General features: G+C 49.3%; 22 protein-coding genes, 1 tRNA gene and 1 pseudogene. 14 read left to right on the top strand and 10 right to left on the bottom strand.

What is annotated here, in order from left to right; translation table 11 throughout:
* Nucleotides 1-20 precede the first annotated feature (20 nt).
* The 4 genes from rsmA to QFX30_RS06110 all read left to right on the top strand — a co-directional run bounded on the left by rsmA (nt 21) and on the right by QFX30_RS06110 (nt 2,153).
* Nucleotides 21-842 carry a 16S rRNA (adenine(1518)-N(6)/adenine(1519)-N(6))-dimethyltransferase RsmA gene (gene rsmA, locus QFX30_RS06095; protein WP_300489624.1) on the top strand — a complete coding sequence of 274 codons (822 nt, stop codon included), beginning with the start codon at nt 21-23 and terminating at the stop codon, nt 840-842.
* Between the two features lie 66 nt (nt 843-908).
* Nucleotides 909-1,349: a hypothetical protein gene (locus tag QFX30_RS06100; protein ID WP_300489627.1), complete on the top strand. Its 441-nt coding sequence runs from the start codon at nt 909-911 to the stop codon at nt 1,347-1,349.
* Nucleotides 1,346-1,549, top strand: a complete 204-nt coding sequence (locus tag QFX30_RS06105; protein WP_300489630.1) for a helix-turn-helix transcriptional regulator — start codon at nt 1,346-1,348, stop codon at nt 1,547-1,549. Before QFX30_RS06100 ends, QFX30_RS06105 begins: the two co-directional genes overlap by 4 nt.
* Complete coding sequence (locus QFX30_RS06110) at nt 1,542-2,153, top strand: HemK2/MTQ2 family protein methyltransferase (RefSeq protein WP_367186136.1); 612 nt, start codon at nt 1,542-1,544, stop codon at nt 2,151-2,153. The genes QFX30_RS06105 and QFX30_RS06110 overlap by 8 nt, the downstream gene beginning before the upstream one ends.
* Here the strand turns inward: QFX30_RS06110 and dapF are convergent.
* Both dapF and lysA read right to left on the bottom strand, forming a co-directional pair.
* A complete protein-coding gene (gene dapF, locus QFX30_RS06115) occupies nt 2,137-3,009 on the bottom strand; it encodes a diaminopimelate epimerase (RefSeq protein WP_300489633.1) in 873 nt (290 codons plus the stop codon). The two genes, QFX30_RS06110 and dapF, sit on opposite strands and share 17 nt — an antisense overlap.
* A gap of 5 nt (nt 3,010-3,014) precedes the next feature.
* Nucleotides 3,015-4,301, bottom strand: coding sequence for a diaminopimelate decarboxylase (gene lysA, locus QFX30_RS06120; protein ID WP_300489636.1), 1,287 nt, complete (start codon nt 4,299-4,301; stop codon nt 3,015-3,017).
* 83 nt (nt 4,302-4,384) lie between these two features.
* Between lysA and QFX30_RS06125 the strand changes: the two genes are divergently transcribed.
* Nucleotides 4,385-4,792, top strand: coding sequence for an NUDIX domain-containing protein (locus QFX30_RS06125; protein ID WP_300489638.1), 408 nt, complete (start codon nt 4,385-4,387; stop codon nt 4,790-4,792).
* A 21-nt stretch (nt 4,793-4,813) separates the two neighbouring features.
* Here the strand turns inward: QFX30_RS06125 and QFX30_RS06130 are convergent, their stop codons facing one another.
* Nucleotides 4,814-5,989, bottom strand: a complete 1,176-nt coding sequence (locus QFX30_RS06130) for an acetylornithine transaminase (protein WP_300489640.1) — start codon at nt 5,987-5,989, stop codon at nt 4,814-4,816.
* Nucleotides 5,990-6,065: 76 nt separating this feature from the next.
* Here QFX30_RS06130 and QFX30_RS06135 point away from each other — a divergent pair.
* Nucleotides 6,066-6,490 (top strand): annotated as a pseudogene (locus tag QFX30_RS06135) (peptidylprolyl isomerase).
* Between the two features lie 90 nt (nt 6,491-6,580).
* Here the strand turns inward: QFX30_RS06135 and QFX30_RS06140 are convergent.
* From QFX30_RS06140 to hisF, 4 genes are read right to left on the bottom strand one after another with little or no spacing between them, the layout of a single operon-like run.
* Nucleotides 6,581-7,090, bottom strand: coding sequence for a GAF domain-containing protein (locus tag QFX30_RS06140; RefSeq protein ID WP_300489643.1), 510 nt, complete (start codon nt 7,088-7,090; stop codon nt 6,581-6,583).
* Nucleotides 7,083-7,586, bottom strand: coding sequence for a hypothetical protein (locus QFX30_RS06145; protein ID WP_300489646.1), 504 nt, complete (start codon nt 7,584-7,586; stop codon nt 7,083-7,085). Before QFX30_RS06145 ends, QFX30_RS06140 begins: the two co-directional genes overlap by 8 nt.
* Nucleotides 7,587-7,620: 34 nt before the next feature.
* Entirely contained in the window at nt 7,621-8,550 is a 930-nt protein-coding gene (locus QFX30_RS06150) for a DNA glycosylase (RefSeq protein ID WP_300489649.1), read from the bottom strand.
* Between the two features lie 7 nt (nt 8,551-8,557).
* On the bottom strand, nt 8,558-9,397 hold the full coding sequence (gene hisF, locus QFX30_RS06155) for an imidazole glycerol phosphate synthase subunit HisF (RefSeq protein WP_300489789.1): 840 nt from the start codon (nt 9,395-9,397) through the stop codon (nt 8,558-8,560).
* Nucleotides 9,398-9,529: 132 nt separating this feature from the next.
* On the opposite strand from hisF, the gene QFX30_RS06160 reads away from it, so the two are divergent.
* From QFX30_RS06160 to QFX30_RS06175, 4 genes are all read left to right on the top strand, one after another.
* A tRNA-Arg gene (locus QFX30_RS06160) sits at nt 9,530-9,605 on the top strand.
* A 128-nt stretch (nt 9,606-9,733) separates the two neighbouring features.
* A complete protein-coding gene (locus QFX30_RS06165; protein WP_300477652.1) occupies nt 9,734-10,123 on the top strand; it encodes a hypothetical protein in 390 nt (129 codons plus the stop codon).
* Between the two features lie 233 nt (nt 10,124-10,356).
* Complete coding sequence (locus QFX30_RS06170) at nt 10,357-11,238, top strand: cysteine peptidase family C39 domain-containing protein (RefSeq protein ID WP_300489652.1); 882 nt, start codon at nt 10,357-10,359, stop codon at nt 11,236-11,238.
* 38 nt (nt 11,239-11,276) lie between these two features.
* The gene (locus QFX30_RS06175; protein ID WP_300489656.1) at nt 11,277-11,708 is read left to right on the top strand and encodes a hypothetical protein; all 432 of its coding nucleotides are present in this window, start codon (nt 11,277-11,279) and stop codon (nt 11,706-11,708) included.
* Nucleotides 11,709-12,913: 1,205 nt separating this feature from the next.
* Here QFX30_RS06175 and QFX30_RS06180 read toward each other — a convergent pair.
* Both QFX30_RS06180 and QFX30_RS06185 read right to left on the bottom strand, forming a co-directional pair.
* Entirely contained in the window at nt 12,914-13,429 is a 516-nt protein-coding gene (locus QFX30_RS06180) for an FmdE family protein (RefSeq protein WP_300489659.1), read from the bottom strand.
* 30 nt (nt 13,430-13,459) lie between these two features.
* On the bottom strand, nt 13,460-15,214 hold the full coding sequence (locus QFX30_RS06185; protein WP_300489661.1) for an ATP-dependent DNA helicase: 1,755 nt from the start codon (nt 15,212-15,214) through the stop codon (nt 13,460-13,462).
* Between the two features lie 92 nt (nt 15,215-15,306).
* Here QFX30_RS06185 and cobI point away from each other — a divergent pair, with 92 nt between their 5' ends.
* The gene (gene cobI / locus QFX30_RS06190; RefSeq protein ID WP_300489664.1) at nt 15,307-16,005 is read left to right on the top strand and encodes a precorrin-2 C(20)-methyltransferase; all 699 of its coding nucleotides are present in this window, start codon (nt 15,307-15,309) and stop codon (nt 16,003-16,005) included.
* Between the two features lie 51 nt (nt 16,006-16,056).
* On the opposite strand, the gene QFX30_RS06195 is transcribed toward cobI, so the two are convergent.
* The gene (locus QFX30_RS06195; protein WP_300489667.1) at nt 16,057-16,806 is read right to left on the bottom strand and encodes a V4R domain-containing protein; all 750 of its coding nucleotides are present in this window, start codon (nt 16,804-16,806) and stop codon (nt 16,057-16,059) included.
* A 123-nt stretch (nt 16,807-16,929) separates the two neighbouring features.
* Here QFX30_RS06195 and QFX30_RS06200 point away from each other — a divergent pair, with 123 nt between their 5' ends.
* Genes QFX30_RS06200 through QFX30_RS06210 form a run of 3 tightly spaced genes read left to right on the top strand, consistent with a single transcriptional unit; the run spans nt 16,930 to nt 19,099 of the window.
* Nucleotides 16,930-18,144, top strand: a complete 1,215-nt coding sequence (locus QFX30_RS06200; RefSeq protein ID WP_300489671.1) for an FprA family A-type flavoprotein — start codon at nt 16,930-16,932, stop codon at nt 18,142-18,144.
* 5 nt (nt 18,145-18,149) lie between these two features.
* Nucleotides 18,150-18,563 (top strand): ferritin family protein, encoded by a 414-nt coding sequence (locus QFX30_RS06205; protein WP_300489674.1) that lies wholly within the window; start codon nt 18,150-18,152, stop codon nt 18,561-18,563.
* A gap of 2 nt (nt 18,564-18,565) precedes the next feature.
* Nucleotides 18,566-19,099 carry a rubredoxin gene (locus tag QFX30_RS06210; RefSeq protein ID WP_300489677.1) on the top strand — a complete coding sequence of 178 codons (534 nt, stop codon included), beginning with the start codon at nt 18,566-18,568 and terminating at the stop codon, nt 19,097-19,099.
* Nucleotides 19,100-19,138 lie beyond the last annotated feature (39 nt).

Here is a 19,138-nt window from a genome sequence, read left to right on the forward strand (position 1 = left end):
CCCAATAACCAATTTATTTTATGACGGGACTCTACAGAGAGACAAGGGATGTTCTGAGGAAGTACGGTGTCAGGCTCAGAAGGAGTCTGGGGCAGAATTACCTTGTTGATGACGGCAAGAGACAGCGCATACTGGGATATGCCGATCTGGGGCCCGATGATCATGTCCTGGAGATAGGGGCCGGCATAGGTACACTGACACTCCCCATGGCAGAACTTGCAGGTCATGTCACTGCAATCGAAAGTGACCCATTCATTGCAGGTATCCTTGCCGATAGAATAAAAGTGGACAACGTGGATATCATCGTTGGTGACGCCCTCAAGGTTGATTTTCCCGACTTCAACAAGGTTGTATCCAACCTGCCCTACCAGATATCCTCCCCTGTAACCTTCAGGCTTCTGAGGCATGAATTCGAGCTGGGGGTCCTCATGTACCAGAAGGAGTTTGCTGCAAGGATGGTTGCAGAGCCAGGTACACGGGATTACTCAAGGCTCTCCGTAATGCTGCACTTCCTTGCAGAGGTTCAGATAGTTGATTACCTCAAACGGGGCTGCTTCTTCCCGAGGCCCCGTGTTGACTCTGCAGTCGTGACTTTAAGGCCCACTGGTTTCAGGCTACCGGCACTTTTTGAGGATGTGTGCCGTGCCCTCTTTCAGCACAGAAAGAAAAAAACCTCCAAGTCACTCAGGGAGTCTTTTCACGAGATAAATGCCGACCTGAACTTCAGTGAAGTTCTGGATGTTCTTCCATCTGAGATACTTGAGAAGAGGGTCTTCCAGCTGAAGCCAGAGGAGATACTTGAGATTGCAGAACGCGTTGAGGAGCTATCATCGCCCTCATGAGCACCAGTACCTCTCTCAAGTGCACCACAATAGAAAAATATAAATATTATGTAAACTATTTTTTACATGGTGGTTGTTTTGATAATAGCAAGACCCGAATGGTTTGGAAGAAGAAAGTATGGTGGCTGGGGAGTTTCAGTTAAAACCTGGCAGGGCGCTGTATACCTGGCATCTGTGCTTCTCATCCTTGTAGCGGTCCAGCTCCTGCCCCTCAACACCATGGCAAGAATATATGTGACGGCCGCATGGCTGGTATTCCTCTTCCTTGACATGTTTGATGTCATGTGGAAGGTCAGGAGGGATGAAAGGGAATACCTCCACGAGGCAGTAGCCGAGAGAAACGCGGCCTGGGCCATGATGCCGGTCCTTGTTGTGGGAATATTCATCCAGCTCATCTCAAGTTCCCTTAAGGGTGACCCCTACGTGGATCCAGTCCCGGTTATTGCACTGGTTGCAGGGGTTATCACCAAATCAGTGACAAACTATCGCCTGGAGAGGGAAAATTGAAAACCCTGATAAAGGAATACAGAAATAAACTTGGACTGACCCAGGAGGAACTGGCAGAGATAGTGGGGGTTACAAGGCAGACCATAATAGCCCTTGAGAGGGGGCGCTACAATCCCTCCCTCATCCTCGCCCACAGGATCACAAGGGCCCTCGGGGGGGAGCACATCGAGGACATATTCCTCCTTGATGAGGATGGTTGAAATGATAAGGTACGGTGATCTGAAAATCGAAACATGCAGGGACGTATATGAACCTGCAGAGGACACCTTCCTCCTTGCAGATAACCTTGATGTTAGAGAGGGCGAAAGGGTCCTTGAAATAGGCACCGGTACTGGGCTGGTTGCCATAAAGGCCTCAGAGAAGGCCGATGTGACTGCAACAGATATAAATCCCGCTGCAGTTGAATGTGCCAGGAAAAACGCTACCCTGAATTGCTCCAGGTTAAGGGTACTCCAGGGGGACCTCTTTGATCCTGTGAGGGGTGATAAATTCGATGTTATACTCTTCAACACCCCCTACCTCCCGATGGGAGAGGAGGATCTCACAGAGGACCCCATAGACCTTGCCTGGAATGGGGGACCCGACGGGAGGAGGGTTATAGACCGCTTCCTTGATGATGTGGCTGAACACCTCAAGCCCGGTGGAAGAGTCCAGCTCGTTCAATCCTCACTCTCAGACACCCGGAGGACACTTGAAAGGCTCAGGAGTCTTGGTTTTGATGCAGAGGTTACCGCGAGTGAAAGGTACTTCTTTGAGGAGATAGTACTCATAAGGGCCATTATGAAAGCTAGGGATCCCTTATGAGTATCCCATCGAACACTAGGACCGCATCGCCCTCCATGTAGGCCCCCAGATCTGTACCCTCCTGGTAGACGTCTATTTTTAGTTCACCTCCAGGTAGATGCACCAGGACGCTGTCATCCAGTTTTTCAAGTTTAACTCCAGCAATAACACTGGCTGTGGCCCCTGTTCCACAGGCCATGGTTGGCCCGGCGCCCCTCTCCCAGGTTACCATGATGATCTCAGATGGATCAACCACCTCAACAAAGTGCACGTTGATCCTCTCAGGGAAGAGGGGGTGGTTTTCTATTGCGGGGCCAAGCCGCTCCAGGTCCACCGATTCGGCATCATCCACGAATATCACCGCATGGGGGTTTCCGACGCTCAGGGCTGTGAGTTTGATATCTTCACCCTCAACTGGGAGGAAACGGTCTATGAACTCGCATTCCCCCACATCCATGGGTATCTGGTCTGTCTTGAATGTTGCTGTGCCCATATCAACCCTTGAGGAGACCACTGAACCATCATCCCCGATCTCAAGCTCCACAGTTTTGATGCCTGCAAGGGTTTCAACGTCAAGTTTTCTCTTTCTCACGATTGCATTCTCATATACAAACTTTGAGAAGCACCTTATCCCGTTACCGCACATCTCTGCCTCGCTTCCATCGGCGTTGAATATCCTGAACCTTATATCCCCCTCACCAGCTGCTGGCTGGACAAATATGACGCCATCGGCCCCAACAGAGAATCCCCTGGTGCAGACTTCCCTGACGAATTCAGGCTTTTTATCCTCGGGTATGCATTCCTGTGTGCTCTCATCTATAACCACATAGTCATTTCCAAGTCCATGCATCTTGGAGAACATTATCATCCTCGTCATTCTATCTACCTCTTAAGGAGTCTTGCAGGTACAATCTGCCCTGCCAGTAGATCAGCGAATGTCTCCCTCCTCCTTACAACCTCAGCGTTACCATCCCTTACAAGCACCTCGGCCGGTCGTGGGCGGGAGTTGTACTGGGAGGCCATTGAGAAGGAGTAGGCACCTGCATTCATGATGGCAAGGATGTCACCCTCACTGACCTCAGGCATGGGCCTGTCCCTTGCAAAGAGGTCCCCTGATTCACAGACATTCCCTGCTATGTCTATCTTTTCTGAGGGCCCGGCAAGGGGCCTGTCTGCAACCAGGATGTGGTGGTAGGATCCATACATGGCAGGCCTCAGCAGTGTGTTGAAGCCCGCGTCAACCCCTGCGAATTTCCTGTAGCTCTCCTTTATTGTGTTAACGCGTGTTAGGAGATATGATGCATCCCCAACTATGTACCTTCCAGGCTCAAGGCACATCACAGGCTTTCCAAGTCCATAATCAGATAGTTTATCCTTAAAGAGGCCAGTTATTCTTGATGCGAATTCATCGATGTCCAGTGGCTCCTCATCTGGAGTGTATGGTATACCCAGACCTCCGCCGAAGTCTATAAATTCAAATTCGACCCCTGTCTCCCCATGGACCCTCCCTGCAATATCCATCAGGGACTCAACTGCCAGCATGAAGGGCTCCGGGTCAAGTATCCCTGACCCTATATGGGCATGTATACCCACCGGTTTAAGACCAAGGTCAAGTGCGAGACTGTAGACCTCCGGGGCCTCGCTTTCCATGATACCGAACTTGCTCATCTCCCCTCCGGTGATGCAGTGCTCATGGTGGCCTGCACCCACAAGGGGGTTGACCCTGAATGATACCTCAAGTCCCTCAGGGGCCATCTCCGCCAGCCTCAGAAGCTGTGACCTTGAATCAATATTGATCCTCACACCAGCTTCGAGTGCAAACTGCAGTTCATCATCCCTTACATTGTTGCCGGTGTAGAGGATCCTTTCAGGGTCGAAGCCTGCCATGAGGGCCATGTAGATCTCCCCAGGGGACACAGCATCGATTCCACTGCCCTCCTCCTCCAGTATCCTCATGACCGCGAGGTTGGTGTTGGCCTTGCAGGCGTAGAATACCTGGAAATCTGAATAGTTCCTGGAGAATGCACTGTGGAGCCTCCTGTAATTGTCCCTTATTCTCATCTCATCGATGACATAGAGTGGGGTGCCGTATTCTTCTGCCAGTTCAACTGCATCGGCACCCCCAATCACAAGGTGTCCATTCTCGTTAACCTCGATATCAGAAAACATATGGATGATCCTCCCAGATTAATTAATGAATCAATCAAATCTTTCATTCAACTGACTAATAAAAGTTCGTGGGATGTGAAGATATGAAACCATTCATACCTGTCGTTAGGGCCCTTATAAGGGGTGATGATGGTGTTCTCATTCTGAAAAGAGCCGGTGATTCGGCAACAAACCCCTCACTATGGGAGCTTCCCGGTGGGAAACCTGATAGTGGTGAAACACTGGATGAAGCGCTATCACGGGAGGTCCATGAGGAGACCGGCCTTAAAATCAGGCCTGTGCATGTTCTGGGTGCATTTGAGCAGGTTTTCCCGGAGAAGGTATCAGTCAACATTATCTTCTCTACTGAATTTAAAGGGGGTGTTCCGAAAATCAGCAGTGAACATGAAGACTGGTGCTGGTTCAGGGGTGGTGAAATGGAATTTTCACCCTGGCTCCGTGAATTTAAAAATAAAAATCCATGGCTTTTTGGGCAAACCAAATCTCGATGAGGAGACCAAGTTAAAAATTACCTACTGAAAATCAGAGATGACATGCCCTAGGACATCAACTGCTGCGTCTATCTCCTCCTTCTTTATGACAAGTGGAGGTGTTATCCTTATTACATTACCAGCGGTGCAGTTTATCAGCACACCCATCTTCCTTGCCTCGTCAACGACCCTGCTGCAGTCACCATCAATTTCTATCCCGATCATGAGGCCCACACCACGGATATCCCTCACCGAATCACAGCCATGCAGGACCTGCCTGAGCCTTGCCATGAAATAGGCGCCCATCCTGGCTGCCCTCTCAGGTAGCTTCTCATCCAGTAAAACCTCAATGGTTGCTATGGCAGCTGCACACCCCAGCGGGTTCCCCCCGAATGTTGATCCATGGTCTCCTGGCTTGAATGCTGATGCAACCCTTTCATCTGCAAGTACGGCGCCTATTGGGTATCCTCCTCCCATGGCCTTTGCAACTGTGGTGATGTCAGGTCGCACATCAAACAGCTCCGATGCAAACATGGCACCGGTCCTTCCAAACCCTGTCTGCACCTCATCGAGTATGAGGAGAACATCGTTCTGCCTTGCAAGTTCCCCCACGTCCCGCAGGTAGCCCTCAGGGGGAACGATAACGCCGCCCTCACCCTGCACGGGTTCAAGTATTATGGCTGCCGTGTCATCGCCTATGGCATCTGCCATTGCCCCCAGGTCACCATAGGGAACATGTTTGAATCCCTCCGGTAGTGGCCTGAATGGCTCGCTGTACTTTTTCTGTCCTGTGGCGGTTACAGTTGCAAGGGTCCTTCCATGGAAGGAGTTCTCCGCCGCTATTATCTCGGATTTTCCTGTGAATTTTCTTGCAAGTTTTATGGCCCCCTCATTTGCCTCAGCACCGCTGTTTGCAAAGAAAACCCTGTCATGGGGGGATATCCCTGTGAGGAGCTTTGCAAGTTCCGCCTGCTCCCTGGTATAGTATATGTTGGATGAGTGGATGAGCCTCTGGGCCTGGTGACAGATTGCAAGGGCAACCTTGGGGTGGGCATGTCCAATGCTGTTAACAGCAACACCAGCAAAGCAGTCAATGTAGGAGTTACCATCAATATCCCATACAGTGGCGCCCTTTCCATGTGATAGTACAATGGGCTGTCGCGTGTAGGTCTGCATGATAAATTTTTTTTCAAGTTCAATTACTTCCTCTGAATCCATGATATCACCGACATGTGGTGGACTTATATTAATCTTGAACTAAAAGGATAATAAATATGTATGTTATGGTGGTTAAATGAAAAGGGCTGTTATTGAAACCGTTAAGGGAGAAATAGAGCTCATCCTCTTCCCCGAGGATGCCCCGAATACAGTTGCCAATTTTGAGAAACTTGCAAATACCGGCTTCTATGATGGACTCACATTCCACCGGGTAATACCTGACTTTGTGATTCAGGTGGCTGCCCGGTGGGTGATGGTACCGGTGGTCCAGGTTACACCATAAAGTGTGAGATAAACCCCAATAAACACGTGAAGGGGGCCCTTTCAATGGCCCATGCAGGGAGGGACACCGGTGGTAGTCAGTTCTTCATAACACTCTCCCCCCAGCCTCACCTTGATGGGGTTCACACCGTCTTGGGACGGGTTGTGAAGGGCATGGATGTTGTTGAATCAATAGAGAGGGGCGACCGGATGCTGAAGGTCAGGGTCTACGACGAATGAGAATTCCCTCTTCGATTTCATTGAGGATCAGGATAAGGACATCCAGGTCAGGGTCTACGAGGAGTGATGTTTTCCCGGTGGTGTGAAATTCTATCTGAGGGGTATCTCGCCACGGTAGAACCTTCTAAGGACCCCTGCATAGGCCTCTGCGATCTCCTCAGCCACCCTGAGGTGACCCTCATTGTAATTTTCAGGGGGATCCGCTGCCACTATCTGCCCTAGGATCCCCTCATCATCCTTCACCGCCACGGATAGGAATTTTGAAACCTTTATGTGTCCCTCAGGTATCCCATGGGCTGCAGGGTGTCCTGCCGGGTTGTTGGTGAAGAATGACTCCCCTGTATCAAGGGAGTACCCTAGGAGGCCCCCGTACCTCCCGCTTTTGGGGAGCCTGAACCTTGCCTCGCCCAGCTCCTCATAGTAACTGCAGTAATCGGTCAGGTGGGAGAACCTTATACCGACACTGTCACCATTTTCAGGGTCAACGTAGGCAACATAGCAGTACCTGCTTCCTGTTCTCATTTTTATTTCATCAAAGACAATATCAGAGGCTTCCTTAACAGACGAAACAGATTCAAGTTTTTCCCTCAGATCATTCATTCTGGCCCTCCAGTGACCTTATATAACTGTAGAGTGGGTGCCCTGGTCGAACCCTGTCAAGGACCCTGCCCCGAACCTCATAAAGGGGGTACCTTCCCCCATCGGTTATGACAGCGGCACCATCCAGCCCCTCAACCCTGAGGATCCTGGAGTCAACCATAACCTCATGGCCCACCCTGAGGCCAGAGGTGCTATCCCTGATAATTATGTATCCACCCTTATCCCTGATTATCTTAATGGTGGGCTTCTCAGTTTTCTCCCTGATCCTTAAGAGTACACCTTCATGATAAGTCTCGCCGAGTCCCTTCACCTGTTCTATGAGTTCCTCCTCAAGGGCCGATCTGAGACGCATCCATGCCTCAACCTCCCTGCAGCCTATCCTGTCCCTTGTTGACCGCTGGGGGCACTTCCAGCAGTATTTTTCATCCAGGACCCTCCTGAGTTCCCTGAAAGATTTTCCTGCAGCCCTCCTGAATTCATCAATAACATCCTTCATCTTAAAGGTCCCGGGCACAGGTTGCCCTTCATCATTAACCCCTGAGTTTTTCAAGTAGCCCTGACCTCCTTGCATGGTTGAAGAGGTAGAGCTGGACGTAACCAGCCATTTCACCGTACTCTCGGGCTGCAAATTCAGCAATTTCCCTGGCACTGAAGTTTCTATCAGGGTACAGGTGGTTCATTATCCTTCTCACCCAAACATCAACCGGGAAGGCCTCGGTCTTCCTGAACCCATAGAGGAGTATGCAGTCAGCCACCTTCGGTCCGACCCCTGGCAGTTCAAGGAGGACCTCCCTGGCATCCTGGTAGTCCATCCTGTGGATTTTGCTGATATCAAGTTCCTCAGAGAGTATCCTTGAGGTCTCCCTTATGTAGGGGGCCCTGTAGCCCACCCCGCATGATCTGAGGTCAGTGAACCTGAAATCATCGGGTAGTTTATCCTCGCGCCTCTGAAGGTCCTCAAGTGATTCCTCCTCAACCCCTGCAAGGGTGGCGGGTGAGGGGAAGGTGTAGAACCTCTCCCCCCTGAATAAGTGGCAGTCACCCCAACCCCTTTTGATATCAGCCACTGCCCTCGTCCATCTTTTAATGGAGCAGTTGGCGGAGGCTATGGATGAGATTATGCACTCAAATGGATCCTTTGCAAGGAATAGTCTCAGACCCCTTGATGATTGAATGGTGTCTGAGAGACCCTTATCCTCAAGAAAACTGTATAAATCTTCAATTTCAAATTTAAGGTCGAATATGTACTCTATCTTCTTCTTTAAAGGTTTTCTGGGGACATCAATGTAGGGGTTCACCCTGAGGACTTCATCCTCAACCCTCACCTCCACAGGGCAGGGCACTCCCCCTATTATGAGGAGCTCCCTGAAGGCGCCTTCAGTCCTTCTCCATGGTGGCTGAGAGGTCTGGCCACTCTCCTGGGTCAGTTCAAGGTCGAATTCCCTTACAGGTATATCCATGTATATTTTAACCCCGTTTTTCCTGTAGCCTGACCGGGATACCCCTTGAATGAAGGTACTCCTTCACAGCGGGGACCGGATACTCGTTGAAGTGGAATATGCTTGCAGCGAGGGCCGCGTCTGCCTTTCCATCTGTGAAGGCCTCGTATATGTGCTGGGGGTTTCCCACCCCCCCTGATGCTATGACAGGTATGTCCAGGTTTTCGCTCATGGTCCTTGTGAGTGGAATGTCATAACCCTCCTTTGTGCCGTCCCGGTCCATGGATGTGAGGAGTATCTCCCCTGCCCCCCTCTCCTGGCACTCCATTGCCCAGTTTATGGCGTCTATCCCTGTGAATTCCCTTCCACCGTATATGCTGCACTCGTACCAGCAGTAGCCGTCGTCAACTTCTATTATGAATCTCTCATCGGATTCCCGGGGGTTTTCAATGTATCTCCTCTTGGCATCTATTGCCACGACACATGCCTGGGACCCCACGAGTTTTGATGCCTCACTGATGAGTTCAGGGTTTTTTATTGCCGCCGTGTTTGTTGAGCACTTATCTGCGCCGGCCTTCAGCATCTTAACGTAGTCCTCTGGTCTCCTTATACCTCCACCCACACATATGGGCACGAAGACGTTCTCGGTGGTTGCCTCTATCACATGGGTCATGGTCTCCCTTCTCTCATGGGAGGCTGTTATGTCAAGGAAGACTATCTCATCTGCACCATCCTCGTAGTAGCGGGTTGCAAGTTCCACAGGGTCCCCCGCATATCTTATCCTCTTGAATTCAACGCCCTTCACGACCCTGCCATGAGGCACCTGGAGGTCGCAGTCAAGACATGGTATTATCCTCTTTGCAAGCATTTCAATCGCCACTGGCCCATAATATTCCTGAAACTTTATGTATATCTAAAGGGTACCCTCTATAAATCTGTGGTGGTGTACGGCTATGAGAAAATATTTAAATGGTTAAGTTTAAATAGAGAAGTGTCTGTAGGGCCCGTAGTCTAGCCTGGAATATGACGTGGGACTTCGGATCCCAAGGTCGGGGGTTCAAATCCCCCCGGGTCCGTATTTCATTTTGTTTTGAATTTATTAAATAAAAGCCTAAAATCATTTATTCTACAGCCCATTCATAGCTATCAAGTAATTACCTAGTTCACAAGTATCATTGCGATGGGTAATATGATGGTGGTTTTAATGAAGTCAGAGAAGAGTTATTTTGTAAGTATGGCTGGAATGGTGATTGTTCTCATATCAACACTACTTCTCATCCTATCCTCAGGGGGCATCCCGGCAAGCGGACTCTTTCAACTCATCTACCACCGATTGAACACAGCCCTGTTTTACATTCTGCTCAATCTGCTCCTCCTAAGTCTCCTGAAGGCATGGTGGGGGGAGAACTGGCAACCATGTCTCCTATCCCTTGCCATCATCAACATCACAGGTATCACCTATTCAACACTCATGGATATCAGTTTAACCAAAGGCACAATAGAGAGCCTATGGTCAGCCATTCTCCCAGCCGGAATAATCAACATCATCCCAGAACCCCTCAAACACAAAAGAACCCAAAAAAAGAGGGGATGAAAAAATAATATCCACCAATTAACAGTATCCCCAAAGCTATAACAAAAAAGGGATATAAAGAGTTCTCGAAGACAAACCATGCGCCCAATAACCCTGATGATCACCAGCTGACAGGAAAGCAACCCGCAGAAGAATCCTTTCCCATCAACGTGAATAATACATTAGAAGTGAACCGTAATATATATATGAGTTTTTCTTATAGATTTATTATCAATTTATGGTGGTGATGATGGATGAGAAAGTTGTGTCTTTGGGGTTTGCTGATCCTCTTCACACTCGCAGTATCCTTTAACGCTGCTGCGGCCGCAGAAACCCCACAGGATAACAGCAGCAACCCCACCGATCCCATGGAACTATCCACAGCAGATAACCCTGAAGTGAACTTCACGGATCCAGCAGAGTTCACCATAGACGATAACATCACAGTCGACACCACAGGAGTGGTTATGCAGACCAGGAACTACACCTGCGGGCCGGCAGCACTCGCCACACTACTCCAGAACCTCGGAATAAACACAACCGAAGATGAGCTCGCAGACCTCGCCGAAACCACAGAAGACGGAACAACAATGCAGGGACTCATCAAAGCAGCAAAGGCCAAAGGCGTGAACCTCATTGGAGTGAAACTCAACATCACTGAACTCCGCGGGAACATGATCGCCTATACAGTGAGTGACGGCGAGGGACACTACACCCTCATCAGGGAAGTCACCAGCAACACCGTTAAACTCGCAGACCCCACACAGGGAAACATAGAAATACCACTGGAAGAATTCCAGAAAATCTACACCGGCTACACCCTCACAACCACCAACCAAACAGAAACAACTGAAAACACAACAGAACCAGAAAACCAGACAAACCCAGAAAACCAAACAGAAACAGAGCCCCATATAAACACAGGAAAAATCCTAAGCACCGAGGAAATGCAGAGGATTAAAGGGCGGTTATGGTGGCTTCCAGTGACTTTATATGGGCTGGGTAATCTAATCATCACAATCAGAGATAAATATGTTCCTCAAAGATACTGGAAATATTGTGCTTATCATCCGCCAAACAAGAAGGTGAAAGCATACGTGGGGCGTGATCACTGCATACATTATGTAGAATACTAACCACCAAACCAATTATTTTTTAAAAGAGGAGGAAAGCTATGAAATATAAAAGGTTTATATTAACGCTGCTGGCGGTTTTTGCCATAACTGCGGCTATAGTTCTATCAGGGTGGCTGCAGGGGGATGAGCTGGCCCCATTCTTCTATGCTGTCTCAGGGGACCCTGTTGATTCAGCAGCCTATATTCTCATTTTAGATGTCATTGCTATACTGTTCATGACTGGTTTGAAGGGGGTTATCAGAGACACTGGTGGATGCTATGACCATGGCTTTACCGGGACACTGCTGATCAGCGCCCTTTTCACACTGGGATTCAACCTCATAGGTTTGACAAACGCCATCCTCACTGAAACACCCATCAACAAAAATGTTGTGGGGGCCACATGCGTCGCTATTACAGTAACCGCCACCGCATATATCGCCTTTACAGTGTTAACCATAATCAAGCCAGTAACTGATTCAAAAGATTGAGAAAAAAGCATTATTAAAATACAGTAAGCAAAAAAATAAAAAATGGCATGGTGAGGAGTTTAACTGGTGGAATGTTTATTACATGGTTTGCCGGGACATTGTAGGGGGATCCTGGTAAAGGATGCTCCCATATCCTCTTTGAACCTGCAGAAGGGCGTTATTATCGTGCACATTGTGGGTGGTGGTATTAAAGTACCGCCATTCCTCCTTATTCAGGAGGTTTTATAAATGTCATTTGATGAAAGAAGGTTTTTAGGCCTATTCACGGTTTTGATGGTAATTTCATTCCTCTATGTGTTTGATGTCCATGGAGCATCAGAGTTCATGTTTTTCTCTTGATGCTTACCATGCTCTCCCTCTAGGTTATAGAACTTCAAACCAGCACAATAGAGGGCATCTTAAAATTTTTGTTGAGACGGTCCTAACAGCACTCCTCCTCTACATCATACTGGTACTTCAACCAACGCTAAACACCTTAAACTGGTATGTTGCCATCATATTACTGACAACACTCCTCCTGATCAACACACCCCAACTGAAAACCCTCCTAAGAACCAGCAGTAAAAACAAAAAGACATAGGGTACCTTTTTGGGATGCTAAGACCCTATTTATATCAATGTTGAGGTAGAAGGGTGGCTTCATTGTGGAGATATTGGGAAAGTAGATTTTCGATGGGTTCCAGGATTACAGTGAAAGCTACATGGGCTGGTACCGTCACGAGGGTTATGGATATGCATCATGATGGGGCCTCCATATTCATTGATAGGTGGTGATTTAGTGCGAAGTGCATATGTACTCATGGCTGGGGTTATATTGCTCCTTTTTCCTGGATGGTGAGCAGAAATTCAGGTTTCCTTCTGGACCTGGCATTCGCCATCTTCACGGGACTCGTTATCGCACGCTTCAGTAAGCCTGCTGAAGAAAAGAGCAACATGATAATATCAGCAGTCCTGTTACACAATCCTTGTCATGCTGCAGGCTCTTAGAGGTTTTCCATTAAATTCGTGGACATTGCTGTTCACAGCAGGGTCATTTTTCCTCTCACTGATCCTCATGCAAAGAGGAAGCATTCTAAACAGCGCCCTCCCCCAGTAAACATTTAATTTCTGGGAAGCCAACCTACAGGTAATCCATTTAACGTTTTTTTATATCTGGATGATCATCTGGTTGAAGTGAATATAACTTGATGATAAAAAATAAAATTTTAACCCCTGAAACATGGGATGCAGACTATTTCACCATTCTTTATTCTTGCCCTGTGCTCTGAAACCGGTTCTCCACATTCAGCACATCTCACCGATCCATAGATCCTCGCCTTCTCTGGAATCTCCTCCACCACATCGGTGACATCAAAGAGTTCATGGGGGTCCATTTCAAGTATCCTTTCTGTCATCTCAGCCCTGTCAGCAACCCCCTTTTCATCCATGAGTTCATCAATGGTCTTTTTAAGGGATATCCTTATTCCCTCACCTGTTTTTCTGTTCAGGAACGTGTAGACATGTTTTCCATGGTCCCTGAATACCAGGTTCCCCTTGCCGAATGTGCACCCTGTCACGAACTGGATGGAGTCTATGCTGCAGCTGTCGTTCTCAACAACAGCGACTATCTCCTCATCCTCTGATCTTCCAAACTTCTCTGCCACGATCTTTCCAACCATGTATCCAAGGGCTGTTCCTGCACAGGAATGACCGTGAAATTTGACTATGTCACTATAATCCATTAAACCACCTTTTAGAGTCTATCATATGAATTATTCATTGACTATGGCCTCCTTGAAGAACTCAGGGAGGAGCGACCTGTAGAGGGGGCTTCTGAAGAGCATCTCTATGTTACCGTCCAGTATGTAGGTGTAGCATGAGTCGTCATGGGCCCTCATCCCACGCCCATATGCCTGCATCAGTGTCATTATGGTCTTGTAGGCGTACCACCGCTGGTCCATTCTCTGCCTCCTGTTCACCTGCTTATCCCCAAGGTATGGGAAGGGTATCTTGTAGATCACCTGGAACCTGCACTTATCATAGGGTAGATCAACACCCTCACTCATTGATGGGCTCACAAGGACCAGTGGTTCAGTGGAGTTCTCAAAGTATCTTAGAACGGCCTCCCTGTTGGATGCCTTGTGGTCGATGAGTCTCCTGTTTGGTATGTTCTCCATTATGAACCTCTGGCAGCGGTAGTTGTGTGTATGTATGAGTCCCTTATCGTTTCTGTGCCTCTCAAGGATTCTGTTCAGTATGGGGATGGTCTCCGGGGCCGTCTGCTTTATCCGGTTCCTTGACATTTTCCCGGCGATCTTCAGTTCTATGGGTCTTCTTGATGCCGGGAATGGGCTGTCGACCCTTACTATGTAGGCCTCATCGGGTTTTATGCCCAGCCACTGGCAGAAGAGCCTCTCATTCAGTATTGTGGCGCTCATGAAAAGGCATGATTCAGAGTAGGAGAAGAGGCGGTCATGTGCATAGTGGTGGACCCTGAGGGGTTTGAATGAAACCGATTCACCGTCGGAATCAATAATCCAGTTTTTTGGTTCATCCTCAAGGCTCATTTTAAGTTCCGAGAGCCTCTTGATGGTCCTCTTTATCCTGTCCCTCCTCTTCCTGGGCAGTGATTCCAGTTCAAGGTCGCTGTAGTGGTCTGCTATGGCTTCAACCTGGAGGATCCACTCGGCGGGGTCATCCTCCTGCATCATGCTGGAGGGTATCGTCCTCTTAATGTCCTTCCTGAGTCGCCTGTTGGATATGGTGACCTCCAGTCGCTTCATGAGTTTATCCTCGATGTTGTGGGCCTCGTCCAGTATCATGAGGTTCCTCCTGTCAAAGTGGCCCACGTAGTTCAGTTCAAGGAATGCATAGTCATAGTTCATGAGGGTTATGGGGCTGTTTATGGCCTCTGCCTTCTGTTCCCAGTAGTGGCAGTGCTCATCTGTCCTGAAGAATACCCTGTTGCCATATGAGTCCTGGAATGCCTCCTCACCCAGGAGTGTTTCGCCCCTCACAACACCGTAGGGGCAGTGGAAGTTCTCTGATGATGGGGTTGTCTGGCAGGTGCCCATGTCACAGGTTGACTCCAGGTCGTCATTGCGGCAGAGGAAGTTGCCCCTCCCCTTCACAACCGGAAACCCGAATTCAGTGGCATACTGGTCCTGGAGCTGTTTTGTCATTGTGAGTATGTATGCCGGCTGGTAGATCCCTGCTAGGGTACATGCTATTGCCGACTTCCCGGTGCCTGTACCTGCCTCGAGTATAACGTAGCGGTAGCCGTCCTCAAGTGCCTGGTAGATGTCGTTTATGATATCAAGCTGTCCTGGTCTTGGCTGGGGAAAGGGAAAGTTCTCTATGATTTCGCCGGGTATGTGGGGATACCTCTTCTGGAGGTCCTCGTTGATGGAATCTGATTTCTCATGGGATTTTATGAGGTTCCTGAAGAATGAAAGGCGCCCCCTGCCCCTGCATGTGCAGTTATCCCTCATCATTCCACAGTCGGGACAGAAAAGTGGGTTTTCCATGGGGTCTATTTAAGGGTGAGGAACTATATAAGTTTAGAGAGTGCCACTGAAAACAAATTCATTATCTGCAGAATGATCATCAGGTGTTTCTAATGAATGGAAAACTCATAGGTGTGGGTGTTGGGCCAGGTGACAGTGAACTTTTAACCATAAGGGCCCTGAAGGTTTTAAGATCAGTTCCAGTTATATGCGCTCCCCGTTCGTCATCTGAAAGAGACAGCATAGCCCTTTCAATTGTGGAAGATGTTTTAAGTGAACGTGACGATGATTACAGGGTGATTGACCCTGTATTCCCCATGACAGATGATAGGGATGAACTTGAAAGGCACTGGGATGAGGCTGCCCGCCTGGTTTCAGGGGAACTTGCCTCAGGGAGGGACGTTGCATTTATAACCCTGGGTGACCCCTCCATCTACAGCACCTTCAGTTATCTTAAGAGGCGGATTGAGGATATGGGCTTCGAGACAGAGATGGTTCCTGGTGTGACATCATTCACAGCGTGTGCTGCAAGTGCAGGTACGGCTATCGTGGAGGGTAATGAGATTCTTGTTGTGGTGCCAAGGGTTGATGAGCGCTTCAGGAGCATAATTGAAAACGTTGATTCCTGCGTTATAATGAAAACCTCACGTCACGGGAGGCGTGCCAGGGAGGTTGTGGAGTCTGACCCCCGGGATAGGTATGTTGTATCTGTGGAGAACTGCAGCATGGACGATGAGGTGGTTGAGAGGGGCTTCCCGTCAAAGGGGAGGTACCTTGCAACGACCATAGTGAGGTTCAGGGGCAGCATCTAATGGTGAAAGCCCTGCTGGGATTCCTGGATAGTCTGACCAAGGAACTAACCCTCATGGGTTTATGATGAATGAGCACCTCTCATCCCCCCTTGCATAGCATTCTGTCTCCTGTATTTCAACATCAGAATGGAAGTATCTGCCAAAAACGGCCTCGAGTATCCCTGAGTCCAAGGCACAGGCAGATTCCCCGATGTCAGGGAGCAGCCCGCATTCAAAGCATTCGTAGGCCCTGATTATAAGTGGATCCGTGCTTTCCACCTTGAGGGTCCCCAGCCGGTTTATCCTCCAGAATCTTCCCAGGTTTTCAAGGAGGTCCTCAAGGTTCTCCGCGCTTAAACTGGGGTATATGACCTCCCCTATCTTCAATCCCACCTCGTGGAGAATGGGGTCTATGTTTATACCCTCCTTTATGAGTTCAACCCGGAGTAGATGGAACATCAGCCTGAAGAACTCAAATGGATCCCCAACTGAGGTCAGGTGCTCTGCAAGAAACTCTGTTTTTTCCTCATCCAGTTCCCGGCGCTTTTTTCTTCTGAGTTTACCCAGATACCTTGAGTTTATTGAGAAGACCTTTATTCTCCTATCTGCCGGGTCCGGCCTTTCAACTATAAGGCCAGCCATTCTGAGATCCGAGAGGTGCTTTGATACCGTGGACTTGGATTTACCGGTTATTCTGACTATATCCTGAAATCTGAGTTCCCTCTTCATGAGTTCCGATAGTATGAGTGATTTAACGGGACTCTCGATTACCTCTATTCCATTATCTGTTGCGAATATTGTGAACTGCTGTCTTTCCCTCATCGAGCAGAGTTATGTTTCACCACCCATAAAATTGTTTCACTACCATAGAACAGAAAAAATTATATATTAGTTCGTAGGTTATAGTACATTCGATGACATACGAACTAAATATCTGGTGATAAGATGAAGGCCGCAGCAAAAAGAATATCCGATGGAGTATACTGGACTGGAGTCCTGGACTGGGATCTTAGAAACTACCATGGATACACCCTGCAGGGCACCACATACAACGCCTACCTTGTCTGTGGAGATGAAGGGGTTGCACTGATAGACAACTCCTACCCCGGCACCTTTGATGAGCTCATTGCAAGGGTTGAGGACGCCCTGCAACAGGAGGGAATGGACGGGATTGACCACATAGTCCAGAACCACGTTGAAAAGGACCACAGCGGGGTCCTTCTGGAACTCCACAGGAGGTTTCCTGAAGCCCCCATCTACTGCACAGAGGTGGCTGTTAAGGGGCTCCTGAAACACTACCCCTCCCTCAGGGGAGCAGAGTTCAGGACCGTGAAAACAGGGGATGTGCTTGATCTTGGCGGGAAGACACTGACATTCCTGGAGGCCCCGCTGCTCCACTGGCCAGACAGCATGTTCACACTCCTTGATGAGGATGGGATACTCTTCTCAAACGACGCCTTCGGGCAGCACCTCTGCTACCCCCAGCGCCTTGACAGGGAGATATCAGAATACGTCCTCATGGATGCCGCCAGGAAGTTCTATGCAAACCTCATAACCCCGCTCTCAAAGCTGGTACTCAAAAAATTCGATGAAGTTAAGGAGCTTGGGCTTCTCGAAAGGATCCATATGATCGCCCCATCCCATGGGCAGATCTGGACAGACCCCATGAAGATCATAGAGGCCTACACAGGCTGGGCCACCGGCATGGTGGATGAGAAGGTCACGGTGATCTACGACACCATGCACGGCTCAACCAGGAAGATGGCACATGCCATAGCAGAGGGAGCCATGAGCGAGGGGGTCGATGTTAGGGTCTACTGCCTCCATGAGGATGACAGGAGCGAGATCGTGAAGGATATACTTGAAAGTGGCGCCATAGCACTTGGAGCCCCCACCATATACGACGAGCCCTACCCAAGCGTCGGAGACCTCCTCATGTACCTCAGGGGCCTCAAATTCAACAGAACCCTCACCAGGAAGGCCCTTGTATTCGGGTCAATGGGTGGAAAGGGTGGTGCCACAGGCACCATGAATGAGCTCCTTGCAGGGGCAGGATTTGATGTCATTGACGAGGATGAAGTGTACTACGTGCCCTCAGGTGAGGAACTCGACGCCTGCTTTGAGGCAGGGAGAAAACTTGCAGCTGAAATAAAGAGGTGAGTAACATGAACGAAAACAGGACAGGCATATGCAGGGATACTGAAATTGAAAAGGTGGTTGATGCCAATTTCAGGGGTGAATGCGCCGAGGTTGGCATGTATCTTGCAATGGCGAGGCAGGCCCAGAGGGAGGGCCTCCCTGAGGTGGCAGAGGCCCTCAGAACAATAGCCCTCGAGGAGGCTGAGCATGCCGCCAGGTTTGCAGAGCTCAATGGCGTGATCAGAGACAATCTCAAGGAGAACATCGAGATGATGCTTGAGGGTGAAGAGGCTGCCAGCAGGGAAAAGGGTGAAGCGGCCCTCAGGGCCGCGGAGTGTGGTGTTGATGAGGCCCGTGATTTCTTCCATGAGAGCTCAAGGGATGAGGGAAGGCATGCCCGTATGCTCAGGGGCATTCTTGAGAGGTACTTCAAGGGGTAGAGATGTACGTCTGCAGGATATGCCAGTACCAGGTCCCTGACAGGGAGTTCAGCGAACTTGGGGATGGCTGGGTCTGCCCCCAGTGTGGTGTGGGAAGAGACCAGTTTGAGCACTCCACCGATTCATCATCCCCTGAGCAGCCATTCATGCTCATGTTCAGGGCCATCACAGAGAGCCTCTGGAAGGTCCTCGGCAATGGTTCCCAGGGAGTCACAAGGGAGATGGGCTTCGTCCTGGCAGAGATCATTGACCCTGAGGATCCCGTAAAATCAACAGCAGAATACTTCCTCAGCCATGGATTCGCAGCATCCATCGAGTGCTCTGAAGGAGAGAAGCATGTGATGGATGTGAAAAACTGCAGGTTCTATGGTTTCTGCCGCTCCCTTGAGGACGATGGGGTCACAGTGTCCACCTGCCCCTATGCAAACACCGCTGCAGCGGCCCTTGAGGCCTCCACAGGATACAGGTACAGGATAAGGAGGTTTCCAGGGGAATACGGCCACATCATCGAACTTTCAGGGGTATCAAAAAAATAGGGGCTGCCAGATTCAAACACCTATCCTCTTAATTGAATT

This window comes from Methanothermobacter sp. (assembly GCF_030055435.1).
GTDB lineage: Archaea > Methanobacteriota > Methanobacteria > Methanobacteriales > Methanothermobacteraceae > Methanothermobacter.